The following is a 17,630-nucleotide window of genomic DNA, read 5'->3' as shown; positions in this document are numbered from 1 at the left end:
GGGGGCGCCTTTGTCTAAACTGCCCCACCAACTGAGGCATGGACACCCTGTCCATGCGCCATTCCGGTTGGGAGCAGTACATGAGACGCGTGATCTTCAATCAGAAAGGGGGGGTGGGAAAGTCCACCATCACCTGCAACCTGGCGGCCATCAGCGCCAGTCACGGCCTGCGGACGCTGGTCATCGACCTGGACCCCCAAGGCAATTCCAGCCATTACCTGATGGGACAGGCCGCCGATACCTGCAAGCACACCATGGCGGACTTCTTTGCCTCCACCCTGGGCCTGATGCGGCTCACCGGACGCACCGCCTCCCTGGCCCAGTTCGTCAGTCCCACCCCGTTCGAGAACCTGAGCATCCTGCCCGCCAACCGGGAACTGGAAAACCTGCAAACCAAGCTGGAGTCCCGCTACAAGATCTACAAGCTGCGCGACGCCCTGGACGCCATCGCCGGGGATTATGACTGCATCTACATGGACACCCCGCCGGCACTGAACTTCTTCACCCGTTCAGCCCTGATCGCCTCGGAACGCTGCCTGATTCCCTTCGACTGCGACGATTTTTCCCGCCGCGCCCTGTACGAGCTGCTGGACAACGTGCGGGAGATCCAGGAAGACCACAATGACCGGTTGCAGGTGGAAGGCATCATCGTCAATCACTTCCAATCCGGCGCCAACCTACCTCGGGCGCTGGTGGACGAACTGATCAGCGAGAACCTGCCGGTACTGGCCACCTACCTGTCGGCCTCGGTGAAGATCCGTGAATCCCACCAGCATGCCCGCCCCATGATCCATCTGGCGCCCAACCACAAGTTGACCGCCGAGTATCAGGCCCTGTACCGACTGCTCAACGGTCACGCCTGAAACGACGGACTCGCTACTTGCGGGATTCCTTGAGGAAGAAGGCCCCCAGGCCGATGAAGATGCCGCCCACCACCAGGGCGGCGGTTCCGCCGATGCCCTGCCCTTCCCCCACGGTCAGGCGGCTGATCCAGATCTCCCCGCCCAGCAGGGTGAACAGGCCCACGCCGATCAGCAAAAGCCCCACCAGCACCAGACCCATGTCGGTCTTCTTCCGGCGTCCCCCGGGACCCGGTGCACTGCCCGAACGCTTGAACGGGTGCCGCATGATCCACCTCAGCCCTGCCGACGAAGCACGGTCACGGTCTCGCCGCCGATGCCCCAGTTGTCGGTGTCCACTTCATCGATGACCACCACCGTGGTCTTGGGGTTCTTGCCCAGCACATCCACCAGCAACTGGGTGGCGCCGCGGATCAACTCGGCCTTCTGCTCCGGGGTGGCGCCTTCACGGGTGATCTTGATGTTGACATAGGGCATGGACTGGACTCCGCTGCTTGATGAATCAAACGCCTGTCATCGGCGAGGATACCGGCATCAACGCCATGATGCCAACGGCGGCGGAGTCTGGCCAGAGCAACACGGTCCGGGTATGGTGGCAGGGGAACGTCTCTTTCCATCCATGCAACGGAGGTGTTTATGGGCTTTGAAGTCACCGGTCTTTTGGGCCTGATCCTGCTGATCGCCGTCATCTGGGCAATCGTGAGCACCATTCAGAGCCGTGCGGGCACCGGGGCCAAGGTGCTCTGGATCGTCCTGTTGCTACTGTTGCCGGTCATCGGCTTCATCCTCTGGCTGCTGCTGGGACCCAAGGCGGGGCGTTAACGACGCTTGCGGGTACGGCCGGCCACCGCACCGCGATCCGGTGCCGGACCGCGGGGACTCTTGCGCCGCGACGCGGGGCGCTCGGCGGCCTGTACCGGTCGCCGACGCCCCTCCCCCGTGGTTCCGGTTCCCGCTGGCTGGAACCGGGGCACCAGGTGGCGCTTGCCGTTGCCGATCAGGTCGGCCCGCCCCATGCGCTGCAGGACTTCCCGCAACAGTGGCCAGTTTTCCGGATCGTGGTAGCGCAGGAATGCCTTGTGCAGCCGGCGCTGACGCAATCCCTTGGCGGTCGACACCCGTTCACTGCCCCGGGTCACCGGCTTGAGCGGGTCTCGCTCGGCGTGATACATGGCGGTGGCCAGGGCCATGGGACCCGGCAGAAAGGCCTGGACCTGATCCAGACGGAAGCCGTTGTGCTTGAGCCACAGGGCCAGATGCAGCATGTCCTCATCGGTGGTGCCCGGATGGGCGGCGATGAAATACGGCACCAGATACTGTTCTTTGCCCGCCTCCCGGCTGAAGCGCTCGAACAGCGCCCGAAACCGCTCGTACACCTCGATGCCCGGCTTCATCATCCGTGACAGGGGGCCGGGCTGGGTATGCTCCGGAGCGATCTTCAGATACCCGCCCACATGGTGGGTGACCAGTTCGCGGATGTATTCCTTCGACTCCAGGGCCAGGTCGTAACGCAACCCCGAGGCGATCAGCACCTTCTTCACCCCGGGACGCTGGCGGATACGGCGATACAGCCGGATCAGCGGCCCGTGATCGGTATTCAGATTGCGGCAGATGCGGGGATGCACGCAGGACAGACGGCGGCAATGGGCTTCGATGGCCTTGTCCTTGCATCCGAGCTGGTACATGTTGGCCGTCGGCCCGCCCAGGTCCGAGATGATCCCGGTGAATCCCTCCACCTTGTCCCGAATCTCGTCCACTTCCCGTTCGATGGAGTCCTCGGAGCGGGACTGGATGATGCGCCCCTCATGTTCGGTGATGGAACAGAAGGTACAGCCGCCGAAGCAGCCACGCATGATGTTCACCGAGAACCGGATCATCTCCCAGGCCGGGATGCGCGCCCCCCGATACGCGGGATGGGGGGCGCGGGCAAAGGGCAGGTCAAACAGCTGATCCAGCTCGATGGTGCTCAGGGGAATCGGCGGCGGATTGATCCACAGGTCCTTGTCCCCATGTCCCTGCACCAGGGCACGGGCATTGCCCGGATTGGTTTCCAGGTGGATCAGGCGCGAGGCGTGGGCATAGAGCACCGGGTCATCCTGCACCGTGTCGCAGTCGGGCAGACGGATGACGGTCCGTTCCCGGGGGTGGGCCGTCAAGGCACGCCGCTGGACGCGAATGACCTGGGCACCGGCGGCCTTGCCCCAGGCCACGGCTTGACCCGGGCCGCACTGCTCCGGAATCTCCTCGCAGTAAGGGTCCCGATGTCGCTGCACCGGCCCGGGCCGGTCCACCAGAGTGGAGTCCAGCACATGCCAGTCTCCCGGCGGGGTATCCAGCAAGAAGGCGGTGCCGCGCAGATCCTTCATGTCTCTGGGGTGTTCCCCCCTGGCGATACGATGGGCCGCCTCCACCAGGGCACGCTCCCCATTGCCGTAGATGAGCAGATCGGCCCGGGAGTCCAGCAATACGGAGCGGCGGACCTTGTCGGACCAGTAGTCATAGTGGGCCACCCGTCGCAGACTGGCCTCGATCCCGCCGATGATGACGGGCACGTCGCGATAGGCCTCCCGCACCCGCTGGCTGTAGACGATCACGGCCCGGTCCGGCCGCCGGCCACCCTCGTCGTCGGGGCTGTAGGCATCGTTGCTGCGCAGGCGGCGGTCGGCGGTATAGCGGTTCACCATGGAATCCATGTTGCCCGCGGTCACGCCGAAGAACAGATTGGGCCGGCCCAGGGCCTGAAACGGTTCCGGGGAACGCCAGTCGGGCTGGGAAATGACCCCTACCCGGAAACCCTGGGCCTCCAGCAGGCGACCGATGATGGCCACCCCGAAGCTGGGATGATCGATATAGGCATCACCGGTCACCAGAATCACATCACAGCTGTCCCAGCCCAGCTGATCCATCTCGTGCCGGGACATGGGCAGGAAGGGCGCGACGCCGAAGCGTGCGGCCCAGTAGGGGCGGTAGGAAAAAAGCGGTCTGAAGACGGCAGAGGGGGTCATCTAGGAATCGTCAGGTTTCGCGCAGTTCCTGGCGCCGGTGAGTGGTACGGAAGGCATAGTCCACCGCCTCGTTGACCTGTCGGTTGATCACGTCCCAGTCCTCGTCGGTCAGGCGGGTGGTGAGATCCACGGAAAATCTCAGGTAACGGGGCGGCAGGCGATTGAGGGCCACGCAGGCCAGGTCGTCCATGTGCACGGTATCCAGCGGATCACCGGACTCCAGCAGGACGTGACGGATACGGTCGTACACCAAGTGTTCGTAGTAGTTTTGAATACCGCCGATCATTGGGAGTTCCTCCAGAAACGCAATCAGGCATGGGGCCAACCGGTATCCGCCGGTTACCCGGATAGTAGCGCAGCTTCAACGGCGTAGATATCAGGCTCGGCTCATACGACCGTGTCATTACCCCTGACGATACACCCAGCGCAGCAGGGCATCCTGGATCTCAAGACCGGCCCAGCGGTGGGCGTTGGGATGATTGATCAAGACCACCACCACCAGATCGCGTCCACCGGCGGTGCGCACATACCCGGCCACGGAAGACACACCATTGATGTAACCGGTCTTCAGGTGCATCCGCCCGGCCTCGGGCTGGCCCACGAAGCGGCGACGCAGGGTGCCGTCCATGCCCGAAAGGGCCAGGGACGAGACATACTCCGGCATGTAGGCACTCCGGCGTCCGGCCATGAGCACCCCCGCCAGCTGGCGGGCCGTGATCCGGTTGGTGCGGGAAAGACCGGCGGCGTTGTCCATGACCAGCCCCCGGGTGTCGATCCCTTCCCGTTCCAGAACCTCCCGAATGGCGGCATAGCCCTTTTCCAGGGTGGCCGGACCGCCATACCGGTGGGCCCCCAGGGCCAGCTTCATATGACGGGTCATGACATTGTTGCTGTGCTTGTTCACCGGTCGGATCAGATCCCCCAGCGGCGGGGAATGGTGCACCACCCGTGGACGGGACGTGGGATCGGGGATCCGGCCCAGCCGCCACCCCCCTTCCAGGGTGCCCCCCCACTGCCCCCACAGTTCCGTGAACAGACTGTAGGCATATTCTTCCGGCGGCAGGGCGGTGCGCAGCAGACTCACGTCCTCACAGCCCCTGGGGAACTCCCCTTCCAACAGTACCCGGGGCACTGGCTGTTCCCGGGCCACATGAAAGCCGACGCCCTGGGGAAAGGTGCCGCAGGACTGTCCACCCAATCGCAGGCGGTTGTCCAGGCGCAGATCCGCCAGTGGTGGATCCACTGCCACCTGCACGGAGCGCCCGTCTTCGGCCGGACGGAACTGGAAGCTGATGGCATTGAAGTTCATCAGCAAGGCATGGGGCGGCTGGTTGTAGGCCCGGAAGGGCTGGCCGTCGAAGGCGCCGGGATCCTCGCGGGGGATGTCGAAGTGACTCAGATCGAAGACCAGGTCGCCCTGAATGCGCTGGATACCGGTGCGGCGCAGGGCACCGGCCATCTTCCATACCTCCTGAGCCACCAGAAACGGGTCTCCCCCGCCGCGGATGTAGAGATCCCCCTGCAGGGTGCCATTGACCACCGGGGCAAAGGTATGGATTTCCGTCTGCCAGGTATGGGCCGGACCCAGCACTTCCAGGGCTGCATAGGTGGTCACCAGCTTGATGGCCGAGGCGGGATTGCGCGGCACATCCACCCGGTGTTCCAGCAACGGGGCGCCCCCCGTCACCGGCTGCACCAGGACGCTGATGCCCTCGGCGGGAACCCGGTACTGCTCCAGCAGTCGCTGCACCTGGGGAGGCAGCGGCTGGGCCGCCGCCTCCGCCATCATGAACACACACAGACACAGGGATACCAGGACACGGGCAAGCGACATGGCGGAGGATCTTCGGTACAGGGGAGGGAACATGGGCCGGAGCGTATATGGACAGTCTTGTGCAGTGCAACTCTATCGACATCTTCCCATTGTCGCTCCCCCCCTCGCCACTCCCGCGAAAGCGGGAGCCCAGAATTCGTAGTCCTGGACAGGCACTGGATTCCCGCCTGCGCGGGAATGACGGGGTCAGAACACTGACAAATATCCGGGTTGTCTTGAAGCTCACATACGCCGGGTCTTGCCCAAGCTCACTAAAAAAAACACAAATTATTGAAAATCAATAAAAATAATAAAAAAGACACAACAAAAAGACCACGGTACAAATATTGCTTCAACCCGGCTGCGAGTGATTCGCTATGACATGACGACAATGAGGAGAATGCACCGTGGCCAAGGCCAAACTGACGTTCAAGGATATCAATCTCACCGTGAGTGCCCCGGTCGGGGTGCGGGTGATCGAAATCTCGGAAAAGGTGGGCTCGGGGATCATCTATGGCTGCCGCGAAGGTGATTGCGGCACCTGCCTGATGGAAGTGGAGGAAGGCTGGAACAATCTCACCGAACCCTCCGTGGTGGAACACAAGGTACTGCGGGAAAACAACGCCGGTCGGCACCAGCGACTGGCCTGCCAGGCCCAGGTGCTCGGTGACGCCACCGTGCGCCCGGTCTGATCCGGCATCCAGTTTCATCACCTTGAGGAGATCACACCCATGCCCAACATCACCTTCACCCATCCGGACTACAAGGACAAGACCGTGTACGCGGTCGCCGGTAGCCATACCGAAACCATCCTGAAGATCGCCCGGGAAAACAAGCTGCCCATCAACTTCGACTGCCAGGATGGCGAATGCGGAACCTGCCTGATCAAGGTCACCCACCTGGACAAGAAGACCCCCAAGGGTGGCCCGCTGACCGCCAAGGAACAGACGGTGCTGCAACAACTCGGCAAGCTCAGCAGCGATGACATCGAGCAGATGTCCGTGGACGACATCCCCTCCCAATGGCGTCTGGCCTGCCAGATGATCGTCAGGGACGAGGACCTGCTGGTGGAATACGGCGTCAGCTAGGGAGATTGTGCACAGGCCCCGGCGCTTTTACCGGGGCCAACCCATTGTCAAGACTTGACATTTCCGACAGCGGAGGAAATGCTAATCCGTTGAGTCGTTTGAATTTCCCACTGGTCATTTTCTGGCCAATCTGTTTTGAACCCATGCCCGGACGGGGGTTTTGACGGGTTCATGACATGGTTTCCACAGAGTTTTCCACAGGTTTTGTGGATAGCAGCGCCCCCTTGAGTCCGCTGCTTCGAAGCACCCGCCGTTTCACCCCCGCTTCCAGAATGCCCGCCCTGGGCATCAACAGGCTGAACCACCGACTGGCGCGGGTGATGGCGGTGTAGATCAGTTCCCGGGTCAGGATGGGGCTGGGGGCGTCCGGCAGGACCAGGGCGGTGTGGCGGAATTCGGACCCCTGGGATTTGTGCACCGTCATGGCGAACACGGTTTCCACCTGCCCCAGGCGACTGGGCAGAATCCAGCGCACCCGTGGGCTGCCGTCCGCCGCCGGGAAGGCGACCCGCAATACCCGGCCGTCCGGGGCTTCCGGATCCGGCATGGACAGGGCAACGCCCATGTCCCCGTTCATCAGCCCCAGGCCGTAGTCATTGCCGGTGACCATCACCGGCCGCCCGGGATACCAGACCCCTTCCGGCGCCAGCAGACCCACCCTGCCCAGGGCCTGGGCAATGCGATGATTCATCTGTTCCACGCCCCAGGGTCCGCCACGGATTACGCACAGGCACTGAAATTCGGCCTGAGCGCCCAGGATGCGTCCGGCCCAGTCATCCACCGCTTCGCGACAGGCACCGTCACCGGGATCGGTGTCGCGCATCACGGTCAGATAGTGGGCATGGCCTCGGGGCCGCTCCCCCTGCCCTGCCCCATCATCCTGGAACAGATCCCCGCCTCCCTGGATCAACACCTGCTCCAGGGCCTTGTCACCGTCACCGCGCAACGGTACCCGGGCCAGGTCCGGCAGCCGGTCCCCACCGTCCCACACCGCCGCCACCTGGGCCGGATCCCCCCCGTTGACCGCCCTGGCCAGACGCCCGATGCCACTGTCGGCGCCGAAGCGGTGGCTTTGTCTGAGCATGATGATGTGCTGATCCAGGGGCCGGCCCGTGCTATCCACCATGGCGGGGGGCAATGCTTCACCGCTGACCCCGTGCAACCAGTTCCGGATCCTGGATGAGTAGTGACCGCCGTCGGCCCGGTCGCAGAGTTCACCCAGCACCGCGCCCGCCTCCACCGAGGCCAGCTGGTCCTTGTCCCCCAGCAGGATCAGGCGGGCCTCCGGCGGCAGCGCCTGTACCAGCTGGCTCATCAGTTCCAGATCGATCATGGAGGCCTCGTCCACCACCACCAGATCCACCGGCAGGGGGTTGCGGGCATGATGGCGGAAATGGCGACTGTTGGGCCGGCTACCCAGCAACCGGTGCACCGTGGTGACCTGGGTGGGAATGGCGGCGCGGATACGCCGACCCAGGTCATCATCCGGCAAGGGCAGCGCCCCCACCCGGCCGGCCACGGAACTGTTGAGCCGGGCCGCCGCCTTGCCCGTGGGGGCGGCCATGCGGATGCGCAGGGGCTGGCCCTCCGTCTGCCCCGACAGATGCAGGGCCTGCAGCAGGGCCAGCAGACGCACCACCGTGGTGGTCTTGCCCGTGCCCGGCCCGCCGGTGATGACCGCAAAGGCACCACCGGCGGCCAGGGCGCAGGCGATACGCTGCCAGTCGGGGGCATCGGGCCCCACCGGGCCGAACAGCCGATCCAGCCAGTGACGCATGCGCTCGCCGGACAGGGCCTGGCGCAGCCCTTCCCCCATTGCCAGCCGTTCACCGATGGCTTGCCCGATGCCCTGCTCGTACTGCCAGTAGCGCCGCAGATAAAGACGCTGCCCGTCCAGCACCAGGGGCGTGGTGCCCACGCCCGCCGCCACCAGTGACGGGGCCTGCGCCAGGGCCTGATACAGGGTCGGCAACACCAGGCCCGCCAGACACCAGGAAGGACGGGGGGGCGGCAACACCCCGTCGTCCGATTCCGGCGGCAGGGACAGACTCAGGTCCGGGTCCGCCAGCAGGGCCGCCAGGTCCAGACAGACATGCCCTCGCCCCAGCTGGTGGCTGGCCAGGGCCGCCAGCAGCAGCACCAGCGGCGGAGTGTCCGGCGCCTGTTCGTGCAGAAAGACCGCCAGGGCCCGGTCCAGGGGACGCAGCCAACCCCGTTCGGTCCACTGATCGAGCAGGGTTCGCAACGATGGCCAGTGAGTCAGCAATGTCTGCGGTGTCATGGACATCAGGGCTGCTCCCGCCGGGCAAAGAGTCCGTCCAGGGCGTCCATGAAGTCGGCGTCCGGACGCTCGAAGTGAATCCCGCCGCCGTCGGCGTCCAGGCCGCGCAGGAAGAAGATCAGGGCGCCCCCCATGTGCCGCGCGTACGCATAGTCCGGTAACCGCGCCCGCAGCAGCCGGTGCAGCGCCAGACAATAAAGGCTGTACTGGAGATCGTAACGTCGGGCGGCTACCGCGCCGGCCAGGGCTTCGGGGCCATAGGCGCCGGCCGTATCCCCCAGCCAATTGGACTTGTAGTCCGCCACGTAATAGCGCCCCTGGTGTTCGAACACCAGGTCGATGAAACCCTTCATCATGCCGTTGAGGGTATCCGGCAGCAGGGCCGGCCGAGGGCGGCCGTCCAGGGTATGACGGGTCACCAGCCGGTCCAGGCTCCGGGTGTCCACCTGCCCGGCCTGGAACCAGAAATCCATTTCCGCCTGACAGTGGGCCAGTTGCCCCAGGACCAGGGGCGCACCGCCCGGCTCCCATTGCAGGGGGAGCCGCAGCAGATCCCGCAACCACTGGTCAATCGGATCGATCCAGCGCTCCCAGCCCCGGTGATGACAGCGCCGGGCCACCAGTTCCCTCAGCGGTGCCGGGTCCCGGGCCAGGGTCTCGAAGCCGGTGCGGGCCATCCACTCCAGGAGGCCGTGGAGGAAGGTGCCGGGCTCGGGACCCCGGGGGAAATCCGCCGGTGGCGCGACCACCGGGGATGGGGATTGCGTCGGGGTATCCGCGCCATTCCGGGCCGGTGGCGCGGCAGGGGGGGATCCGGCCTCGTCGACGGCCTCCCGCAGACGCTCCTCCTGGGCCGACTCCGGATCGGGGCGCGGCACCGGATGGTCCTGGCCGACGAGCCTTAATGCACTGTAACTGGCGATCCACCAATGTTCCCGGGCCGGGCGCAGGGGCCGCCGGGCCGGGCGAATGCCCGCCGTGACCGGCGCCCGCTCCGGAAGGCCCGGTGCAATCACCGGCACCGGTGGGGCGGGCATGATCCGGATCACCTCATCAATGGGCGGCGCCTGCACCGATGACATATCCGTGGGCAGCAGATCATCGGCCCGCAGGGCTTCCAGCCGGGCACGCAGTTCGGCCGGCGCGACGGGCTTGCCGCCCCCGAGCAGGCTGCCCAGGGCGCTGCGATGAAAACCACCGTCCCGGCTGCGATCCTTGACCGGCGCCACCCCCAGCCAACAAGCATGACAGGCCCGGGTCACCGCCACATAGAGCAGACGCACATCCTCCGCCAGACGGGCCTCGTCGGCCCGCTCAAGGTCCTCCGGGGAGGGCGTGAAACTGACCACCCGTCGCCCCGAACCGTCCCGGTAGATCAGGGGCGGCTTGCCGCCGTTGCCGGGCCGGTAACCGGCAATGAAGGGCAGGAACACCAGGGGATACTGCAACCCCTTGGACTTGTGGATGGTGACCACCTTCACCAGATCCTCGTCACTTTCCAGGCGCAGGATCTGCTCTTCAGCGGCCTGCCGGTCCGCCTGCCGGTGCTCCACCAGATGGCGGATCAGGGCATGCTCTCCCTCCAGCTCCGTGGCGGCCGCTTGCAGCAGCTCGCTCAGGTGCAGCAGGTTGGTGAGCCGGCGTTCGCCGAAGGGCTGACTGAACAGGCGCCGGGGCAGCTCGAAGTCATGCATCAGGTGCCGCAGCATGGGCAGCACGCCCTGGCTGCGCCAGTACCGGCGGTAGCCGCGGAACTGTTCCACCCGGCGTTCCCAATACAGTTCATCCTGGTTGAGGGCGTCCAGTTCCGTCAGGGACAGGTCCAGCAGCGGGGTGGCCAGGGCCGCCCGCAGCAGACGGTCGGATTCCGGCTCCGCGCAGGCCCGCAGCCAGCGCAGCAGGTCGCCCGCCTCCGGGCTGAGATAGACCGACTCCCGGTCGGAGAGATAGACACTGCGGATCTGATGGGCACGCAGGGCCGCCTGGATCAGGTTGGCCTCGCCCCGGTCCCGAACCAGCACCGCCATGTCTCGGGGTTTGAGGGGGGTGAAACCGGGATTGTCCGGGTCGTCGGGGCGGGAGAAACCCGCCCGGCCGGTGCGGCCGGCCGCCAGCAGGTCCGCCATTGCCCCGGCACAGCGCACCGCCATGGTATCCATGTAGGCCTGCCTGCCCAGGGTGTCATCGCCCTCCAGATGCCACAGGGTCAGGGCCGGCTGGAGTTGGCCCTGCACCTGCAGGCGCGTGTCGCGACCACGGGACCGGACCGGCAGGAAGGGCACTGGATTGTCCGCGGTCCGGTCGGGCCGGAACAGGAACGCCCCCCGGGGATGCTCCCGTTCTCCCAGGGCAAACAGCCGGTTGAAACCGGCCACCGCCGCCTCGGTGGAACGATAATTGACACCCAGGGTGTAATGACGCCCCCGGGTGGCCAGGCGAGCCTTGAGGTAGGTATGGATGTCGGCGCCGCGAAAGGCATAGATGGACTGCTTGGGATCACCGATCAGGAACAGCCCGGCATCCGGCGTGCCCGCCGCCAGGTCGTAGACCCGCTCGAAGATGCGGTACTGCACCGGGTCCGTATCCTGAAACTCGTCGATCAGGGCCACCGGAAACTGACGGCGCAGGGTGACGGCCAGACGGTAGCCGTTGGGTCCGTCCAGAGCGTCCCGCAGACAGGTCAGCAGATCATCAAAGCCCAGCTGGGCCCGACGGCGCTGGGCCTGGCGAAAACGCCGCTGCACCCAGGCCGCCGCGTGACCCAGCACCTCGGCGGCCAGATCCCGGTCCAGTTCATCCGCCTGCTCCAGCAACTCAAAGGCCGGGTGGAGATTAGCAGGCAGGCTGCCCCCCTTCTTGAGCCGGGCATTCATGCCGGACCGGCTGAGCTGTTCCAGCGGGTCCTGACTGCCCGGGGGCTCGGGGCGCAACCGGGAGGGTTCCTGGGCCCATTGGCGCATGCACGCCAGCAGACGATCGGAATTGCGATACTTGTTGCCGTTGAGCACGGGCAACAGGCCATGGCGGAACTGATCCGCCAGGGTGTCGAACTCATCCCGCCAGGGGGCCTTGAGGCGTTCCAGCAGGGACACCCGCGTCGCCAGGATCCCGTCCAGGCAACCCGGTTCATCCTGGGGCGGATCTCCCCCCAGCAACCGTGAGAGGATGGGCAGCAGGGCCTCCGGCCCGTCACCCAGCACCTGCCGAAGCAGGCCGAAATCGGCCGCGCCGCGGGGATAGACCACGGTGCGCCAGTAATCCCGCACCACCTCGGCCAGCAGTTCGGACTGATCCGTCGCCAGGTTCTGGGTAAACAGACTGCCGCTGTCGAAGGCGTGTTCCCGCAGGGCCCGGTAACACCAGCCATGGATGGTGGACACCGCCGCCTCGTCCATCCACTGGGCCGCCTGCTCCAGACGGCGGGCCGCCTGGGCGCGTTCAGCCGCGTCGGGATGATCCGCCAGCAGGGCCGACAGGAACGCATCCGGCGACCGTCCGAGAGGGTCACGAAACACCCGGGCCGCTTCCATCAGCCGGGCATGGATCCGTTCCCTCAGCTCCCGGGTGGCCGCATCGGTGAAAGTGACCACCAGGATCCGGGGCGGCAGCAAAGGCTCGGGAAAGGCGTTCGCCCCACCATGGCCCAGCACCAGCCGCACATAGAGGGCGGCAATGGTGAAGGTCTTGCCGGTGCCGGCGCTGGCCTCGATCAGGCGGCTGCCGTGAAGGGGAAAATGCAGGGGATCCAGAACCTGGACATGGGACATGGGATAGGCCTCAATCCTTGCCCAGCAGATAGGCGGCCCGGCTCAGGGGGCCGTAGAGGTCGCTGGCCCAGGCCGGGAAATCCGGCTGGGCCAGCAGGGATCGGGTATCCGGCCAGGCCCGGGCCAGCCAGGGGTCCTGGTCCACCGCGCCCCCCCTGAACCCGTCCCCTTCATGGACCCGGGTCAGGATCTCTTCCGGGTCCTTGCCGTCCCGCTCCAGTGCATCCAGCCAGGCACTGCTGCCCCGGCAGTAGGCCGGGAGGGGGCGGGTCATTCCCGTTTCCCAGGCCCGCAGCAGGGTGTGCAGATGGTCCCGGGCCTCCTGTGCCGGCAGCGGGTCCAGGCACAGGGTGTCGTCCAGCCCCATCATCATCGTGCGCAGGGTGAGTCCCCGGGCATGGGCCATCAGGTGCTGCACCCAGGCCAGGCAGGTCTGGTCCAGACGCTTGAAGGGATTGACATTTGCCCTCAAGGTACCGGCCCGGTACAACAGATGCACCCGCTCCCCGGCCGCGTCCAGACGCAATCGGGGCAGCCAGCCTTCCACCACCCGGCCCTCGTGCTCGAAACGCAGCAGTTCCGGGCGCGGCAACCGCCGGGGGCAGGCCCGGACCGCTGCCTGCCAGGTGACGACCAGGTTCATCGCCTCGGCCCGCAGATGGTCAGCCTGCTGGCGCCCGATCTCTCCCAGGGCCAGCCGGCCGCTGCGCTGCCAGCCGATCAAGGCCGTCTCCAGGCGCTCGGCGGCCTGCTCCGGATCGGCATCGTCCGCCAGGGCTGCCCCCAGCAGATGATCCAAGGCCTGCCAATGGTCCAGGCCATCCAGAACGAAAGGCTCCTGGTCTTCGCCGGCACTCGGTGCCTCGTCGAAGTGGACCTTGAGGCGGTGGCGGAAAAAGCTGCGCACCGGGTCCTTGAGAAAGGCTGCGAGGTCTTCGGCGGGCAGTGCCTCTTCCAGTATCGGTGGGGGCAGTGCTTCCCCTTGGCGGGGAAATTGCCGTTCGCGGGCAAGGCCCGCCCCCACGCCGACATGCAGGGCTTCCCACTCCCGGGCATAGGTGAAGCGTCCGTCGTCATCGCCCTGGAAATAGGCCCGGCCAAAGGGCTGCAACGGGTAGTCGGTGGTCAGGGCCTTGAGCAGGGCTTCCCCGTTACTATTGCCCTCGTCCCGCAGGCACCAGCCGGCGGCCAGGTGATCCCGCAACTGGCTCACCAATACCGACGGTGGCTGCAAGGCATTGTCGCGGATACCCCGTCCCACCCAACTGATATAAAGGTGATCCCGGGCCGACAGCAGGGCCTCCAGGAACAGGTAGCGGTCATCCTCCCGGCGCGAGCGGTCGCCGGGGCGGTGCTCTCCGGCCATGAGATCGAAATCCATGGGAACATGGGCACGGGGATAGTCGCCGTCGTTCATGCCCAGCAGACAGACCACCCGGTACGGGATGGCGCGCATGGGCATGAGGGTACACAGGGTCACCGCCCCGGACAGGAATCGCTGGGACAGGTGGGACTCGTCCAGGGTACCGAGCCAGTGCTCCCGCACCACGGTGAGCGGCAGGGCCTCCACCATGCCCGCCGTTTCGCACAGGGTTTCCCAATGCTCCAGGGCCTCGTCCATGCGCCGCAGCATGAGCTGCTCACGCTCCTGCGCGGGGGCGAAGAAATTCTGCATCAGGGTGCGCAGGCGTGTCCCCCAGACCGACGGCGTGGCCGGTTCGGCAAGACTCCGCCAGGCCTGGTCCAGGGCCTCCAGCAAGGCATGGAGAGGACCGATGAGGGCGGCATCCAGGCCGCTGATCTCGTCGTAGGGCTCAATCTCCCGCCAGGGGCCTGGACTGCCCGCGGCATAGCCCAGCAGCATGCGCCGCAGGCCGAAGCGCCAGGTGTTCTGCTCCAGCCCTTCCGGCAGGGACAGGGCGGAGCGCTGCCGGGCGTCCAAGCCCCAGCGGATGCCCGCCCCTTCGATCCAGGCCCGCAGGCGCGGCAGATCCCCCTGCCCGATGCCGAAGCGGTCGCGCAGGGCCGGCAGATCCAGCAGGTCCAGCAGTTCGCTCACCGACAGTCGGGACTCGGGCAGGCGCAGGAGCTGTTCCAGCACCATCAGGAAGGGGTCCCGCCCCCGCCGGGCCTGGTCGGAGAAACAGAACGGGATGTGACGGGGATCATCCGGGCGGGTCTGGCCGAACACCGCCTGGACGTGGGGCGCATAGCGGTCCACGTCGGGGACCATGACGATGATGTCCCGGGGCCGCAGGCTCGGGTCCCGGGAAAACCGCGCCAGCAGCTGGTCATGGAGGATCTCCACTTCCCGCTGGGGACTGTGGGCCACATGGAAGCGGATGGAATCATCTTCCGTCGGATCCACCGGGGGCCAATGGTCGCGAGTCTCCGCCAGAGGGCACAGATCGAGGATGTCATCCTGCAGTTGCTGCAGCAGGGTTTCGCCTCCCCGGGGTTCGAACAGGTCGATGCGCTGCCAGGGCAGCGACTCCAGCAGACTGCGGTAGTGACCGGGATCATCGTGCTCATCCAGCAGACGGATGTAGTCACGCCCCTGCTTGCCCCAGGCCGCCAGCAGGGGATGGGCGTGGTTGTGCAGGTCCTCCTCGGCGATGACATCGGGCATGCCGGCCTTGGGGGACTGACGGCGACGCCGGGCACGCAGCAGGTCCTTGTCACTGATGATGTCGGCCCAGTAATGGCGACAGGGATTGTGCACGCACAGCAGCACCTGGCTGAAGCGGGCCAATCCCTCCAGGGCCTCCAGGGTCTGGGCCGGCAACGAGGAGATGCCGAACACGATCACCCGCCGCGGCAAACCGGGGGGACGGGCCTCCAGGGCACGGACCCGGTCCATGAACCGGACATGCACCCCGGCACGGCTCAGGCTGCGGGCATCGGGGGGCATGTCCTCGATCAGGGCGCGCCACAGGGCCGGCTGCCAGCGGCTGTCCTCCCCGTCCAGGGGACGCAGCACGCCCCGAGGATCCCGCGTCTGGTCCCTGCCCGCGGCCCAGTCGTCCAGCCAGTCGGCCCGATAGACCTGATACTGGTCCAGCAGGTCCGCCAGGCGCAGGGCCAGCTGGTGGCGCTTGCGCAGGTCCGCATCATCGGTCAGGAATCGGCGCAGGGGGGCGAAGGCCGGCTGTTCCAGGCATTCGGGCAACAGGCGCATGAGGCGCCAGGTGAGCGGGTCCTTGGCGAAGGGGGATTCGGTGGGCACGGCCTCGGCGCCGAGGACGGCCCGATAGGCGTTCCAGAGGAAGCGGGCGGGCAGCTGGACATCCAGGGCGGCGGCGATGCCCATGCCGGCTTCCGGGCCGTCCGGGTCCATCGCCAGGGCCAGCTTGAGCCACTGGGCGATGCCGTTACTCTGGACCAGGATGGTCTCGTTTTCCAGCGGCGCCAGGGGGTGGCGACGCATCCATTCCACGGCCAGGGCGCGCAGGTCTTCCAGGCGGTTGCCGTGGACCACCATGAAACCGGGGTTGATGGGGGCTGCGGTCAAGGCGAGACTCCGTTGCCGTGGTTCAGTCCTGGGATCCCGGCAGCATACCCCAGACCGCCACCAGTTGCTCATCGACATGAATCAGCGGCAACCGATCACGCTCCCAGGGCGGAATCCCCGCTTCCTGGAGCAGTTTTTTCAATGAACGGGTCTGACCGCGCCAGCGAATCACCTCCCCGCCCCGCCGGAGACGTACCGTCAACGGCGCCGTCAGGGTGGACGGATCCAGTGCCCAGTGCGACCGCAGAATGGCGGGATCCAGGGTGATGCCCAACTCGGGCAACCGCAGGGGCGCGGTGGGCGTCCACTGCCACACCCGCCCCGCATCCACCGGCACCAGCGGCCGCATGGCATACAGATCATCCCGGTAGCGGCGGACCTCGGCTCCCTCCCAGGCCACCCGGGGACCGGCGTCGGAACCGGCCTTGAGCATCTGTTCAATCAGGCTCTCCAGTCGGGCACGCCCCGGCATGGGCAGACCCTTGTCCTGCAACCACCCCCGCAGGGCGTTGCGCAGCCGGGGACGACGCAGCCCGGCCAGACCGGCCACCGAGAGTGTGCCCGGCACACGCCCCCGCACCTGCTCCAGGTCTTCCCTGGCCCGCTCGGCCAGCAAATCCTGTGCCTCCGCCTGCAACAGGGCGGCCCGGGACAAGGTGGCATCCAAGGACGGCCAACGTGCCCGCAGCCGGGGCATGACCGATTGCCGAAGCAGGTTGCGGTCAAAGCGCGGGTCCGCGTTGCTGTCGTCTTCCACCCAGGTCAGGGCGGCCTTGCGGGCATGATCGGCGAGGGTGTCCCGGTCCAGATCCAACAGCGGCCGGGCCTGCCAGCCGGGGCCAAAGGGCTTGAGCCGGGGCATGGCGGCCAGCCCGGCGGGACCGGCGCCGCGCAGAAGCTGCAGGAGCAGGGTCTCGGCCTGATCACGGCGATGATGGGCGGTGAGCAGGATCGCACCGGGTTCCATGGCGTCGGCGATGGCCCGGTAGCGAGCGGCGCGGGCCACGGCCTCGGGACTCTCGCCGGTGGCGGGCCGGGCATCCACCACCAGGACCCGCAGGGGGATGCTCAGGTCACGGCAGAGGGATTCGCAGTGGGTCTGCCAACGGTCGGCGTGGGGACTCAGGCCGTGGTGGACATGCACGGCGGCCAGAGGAGGCAAGGTACGCCCCCCGGAAAGGACATGAAGGCCGTGAAGCAGGACATGGGAATCCAGGCCGCCGCTCAGGCCGATCAACCAGCGGGGGGCCGGCGGCAGGCGTTCGAGAGCGGCGGCAAGGGAGTCCAGCACGGCGGGATGAGGGG

General features: G+C 66.6%; 13 protein-coding genes. 4 read left to right on the top strand and 9 right to left on the bottom strand.

Annotated elements, in window-relative coordinates:
* Positions 1-80: 80 nt before the first annotated feature.
* Complete coding sequence (locus ACLF6L_RS06565; protein WP_008932309.1) at positions 81-863, top strand: ParA family protein; 783 nt, start codon at positions 81-83, stop codon at positions 861-863.
* A gap of 13 nt (positions 864-876) precedes the next feature.
* On the opposite strand, the gene ACLF6L_RS06560 is transcribed toward ACLF6L_RS06565, so the two are convergent.
* Both ACLF6L_RS06560 and ACLF6L_RS06555 read right to left on the bottom strand, forming a co-directional pair.
* Positions 877-1,128, bottom strand: coding sequence for a hypothetical protein (locus ACLF6L_RS06560; RefSeq protein ID WP_238616728.1), 252 nt, complete (start codon positions 1,126-1,128; stop codon positions 877-879).
* Between the two features lie 8 nt (positions 1,129-1,136).
* Positions 1,137-1,337, bottom strand: a complete 201-nt coding sequence (locus tag ACLF6L_RS06555) for a tautomerase family protein (protein ID WP_238616727.1) — start codon at positions 1,335-1,337, stop codon at positions 1,137-1,139.
* A gap of 159 nt (positions 1,338-1,496) precedes the next feature.
* On the opposite strand from ACLF6L_RS06555, the gene ACLF6L_RS06550 reads away from it, so the two are divergent.
* Complete coding sequence (locus ACLF6L_RS06550) at positions 1,497-1,682, top strand: PLD nuclease N-terminal domain-containing protein (protein WP_008932306.1); 186 nt, start codon at positions 1,497-1,499, stop codon at positions 1,680-1,682.
* On the opposite strand, the gene ACLF6L_RS06545 is transcribed toward ACLF6L_RS06550, so the two are convergent.
* From ACLF6L_RS06545 to dacB, 3 genes are all read right to left on the bottom strand, one after another.
* The gene (locus tag ACLF6L_RS06545; RefSeq protein WP_412852613.1) at positions 1,679-3,865 is read right to left on the bottom strand and encodes a YgiQ family radical SAM protein; all 2,187 of its coding nucleotides are present in this window, start codon (positions 3,863-3,865) and stop codon (positions 1,679-1,681) included. The genes ACLF6L_RS06550 and ACLF6L_RS06545 overlap by 4 nt on opposite strands.
* Before the next feature lie 10 nt (positions 3,866-3,875).
* A complete protein-coding gene (locus ACLF6L_RS06540; protein WP_008932304.1) occupies positions 3,876-4,151 on the bottom strand; it encodes a late competence development ComFB family protein in 276 nt (91 codons plus the stop codon).
* A 117-nt stretch (positions 4,152-4,268) separates the two neighbouring features.
* On the bottom strand, positions 4,269-5,699 hold the full coding sequence (dacB, locus tag ACLF6L_RS06535; protein ID WP_238616725.1) for a D-alanyl-D-alanine carboxypeptidase/D-alanyl-D-alanine-endopeptidase: 1,431 nt from the start codon (positions 5,697-5,699) through the stop codon (positions 4,269-4,271).
* Between the two features lie 386 nt (positions 5,700-6,085).
* Between dacB and ACLF6L_RS06530 the strand changes: the two genes are divergently transcribed.
* Both ACLF6L_RS06530 and ACLF6L_RS06525 read left to right on the top strand, forming a co-directional pair.
* A complete protein-coding gene (locus tag ACLF6L_RS06530; RefSeq protein WP_090209413.1) occupies positions 6,086-6,370 on the top strand; it encodes a 2Fe-2S iron-sulfur cluster-binding protein in 285 nt (94 codons plus the stop codon).
* Between the two features lie 39 nt (positions 6,371-6,409).
* On the top strand, positions 6,410-6,766 hold the full coding sequence (locus tag ACLF6L_RS06525) for a 2Fe-2S iron-sulfur cluster-binding protein (RefSeq protein ID WP_200176023.1): 357 nt from the start codon (positions 6,410-6,412) through the stop codon (positions 6,764-6,766).
* Positions 6,767-6,935: 169 nt separating this feature from the next.
* Here ACLF6L_RS06525 and recD read toward each other — a convergent pair whose 3' ends face one another.
* The 4 genes from recD to tilS are packed head-to-tail and all read right to left on the bottom strand — an operon-like array spanning position 6,936 to position 17,616.
* The gene (gene recD, locus ACLF6L_RS06520; RefSeq protein WP_412852612.1) at positions 6,936-9,053 is read right to left on the bottom strand and encodes an exodeoxyribonuclease V subunit alpha; all 2,118 of its coding nucleotides are present in this window, start codon (positions 9,051-9,053) and stop codon (positions 6,936-6,938) included.
* Positions 9,053-12,814 carry an exodeoxyribonuclease V subunit beta gene (gene recB / locus ACLF6L_RS06515; protein ID WP_412852611.1) on the bottom strand — a complete coding sequence of 1,254 codons (3,762 nt, stop codon included), beginning with the start codon at positions 12,812-12,814 and terminating at the stop codon, positions 9,053-9,055. The genes recD and recB overlap by 1 nt, the downstream gene beginning before the upstream one ends.
* A 10-nt stretch (positions 12,815-12,824) precedes the next feature.
* The gene (recC, locus tag ACLF6L_RS06510; protein ID WP_412852755.1) at positions 12,825-16,295 is read right to left on the bottom strand and encodes an exodeoxyribonuclease V subunit gamma; all 3,471 of its coding nucleotides are present in this window, start codon (positions 16,293-16,295) and stop codon (positions 12,825-12,827) included.
* Positions 16,296-16,347: 52 nt separating this feature from the next.
* Complete coding sequence (gene tilS, locus ACLF6L_RS06505) at positions 16,348-17,616, bottom strand: tRNA lysidine(34) synthetase TilS (protein ID WP_412852610.1); 1,269 nt, start codon at positions 17,614-17,616, stop codon at positions 16,348-16,350.
* Positions 17,617-17,630: the final 14 nt, after the last annotated feature.

The sequence above is a fragment of the Ectothiorhodospira shaposhnikovii genome (assembly GCF_047222355.1).
GTDB lineage: Bacteria > Pseudomonadota > Gammaproteobacteria > Ectothiorhodospirales > Ectothiorhodospiraceae > Ectothiorhodospira.
Note: the sequence above shows the minus strand (reverse complement) of the source record. Positions and strands in the feature narration are given on the sequence as shown.

Excerpts from the sequence above, each read along its gene's own strand:
- ACLF6L_RS06565 (WP_008932309.1), top strand. The coding sequence starts at position 81 with ATGAGACGCGTGATCTTCAATCAGAAAGGGGGGGTGGGAAAGTCCACC.
- ACLF6L_RS06560 (WP_238616728.1), bottom strand. The coding sequence starts at position 1,128 with ATGCGGCACCCGTTCAAGCGTTCGGGCAGTGCACCGGGTCCCGGGGGA.
- ACLF6L_RS06555 (WP_238616727.1), bottom strand. The coding sequence starts at position 1,337 with ATGCCCTATGTCAACATCAAGATCACCCGTGAAGGCGCCACCCCGGAG.
- ACLF6L_RS06550 (WP_008932306.1), top strand. The coding sequence starts at position 1,497 with ATGGGCTTTGAAGTCACCGGTCTTTTGGGCCTGATCCTGCTGATCGCC.
- ACLF6L_RS06545 (WP_412852613.1), bottom strand. The coding sequence starts at position 3,865 with ATGACCCCCTCTGCCGTCTTCAGACCGCTTTTTTCCTACCGCCCCTAC.
- ACLF6L_RS06540 (WP_008932304.1), bottom strand. The coding sequence starts at position 4,151 with ATGATCGGCGGTATTCAAAACTACTACGAACACTTGGTGTACGACCGT.
- dacB (WP_238616725.1), bottom strand. The coding sequence starts at position 5,699 with ATGTCGCTTGCCCGTGTCCTGGTATCCCTGTGTCTGTGTGTGTTCATG.
- ACLF6L_RS06525 (WP_200176023.1), top strand. The coding sequence starts at position 6,410 with ATGCCCAACATCACCTTCACCCATCCGGACTACAAGGACAAGACCGTG.
- recD (WP_412852612.1), bottom strand. The coding sequence starts at position 9,053 with ATGTCCATGACACCGCAGACATTGCTGACTCACTGGCCATCGTTGCGA.
- recB (WP_412852611.1), bottom strand. The coding sequence starts at position 12,814 with ATGTCCCATGTCCAGGTTCTGGATCCCCTGCATTTTCCCCTTCACGGC.
- recC (WP_412852755.1), bottom strand. The coding sequence starts at position 16,295 with ATGGTGGTCCACGGCAACCGCCTGGAAGACCTGCGCGCCCTGGCCGTG.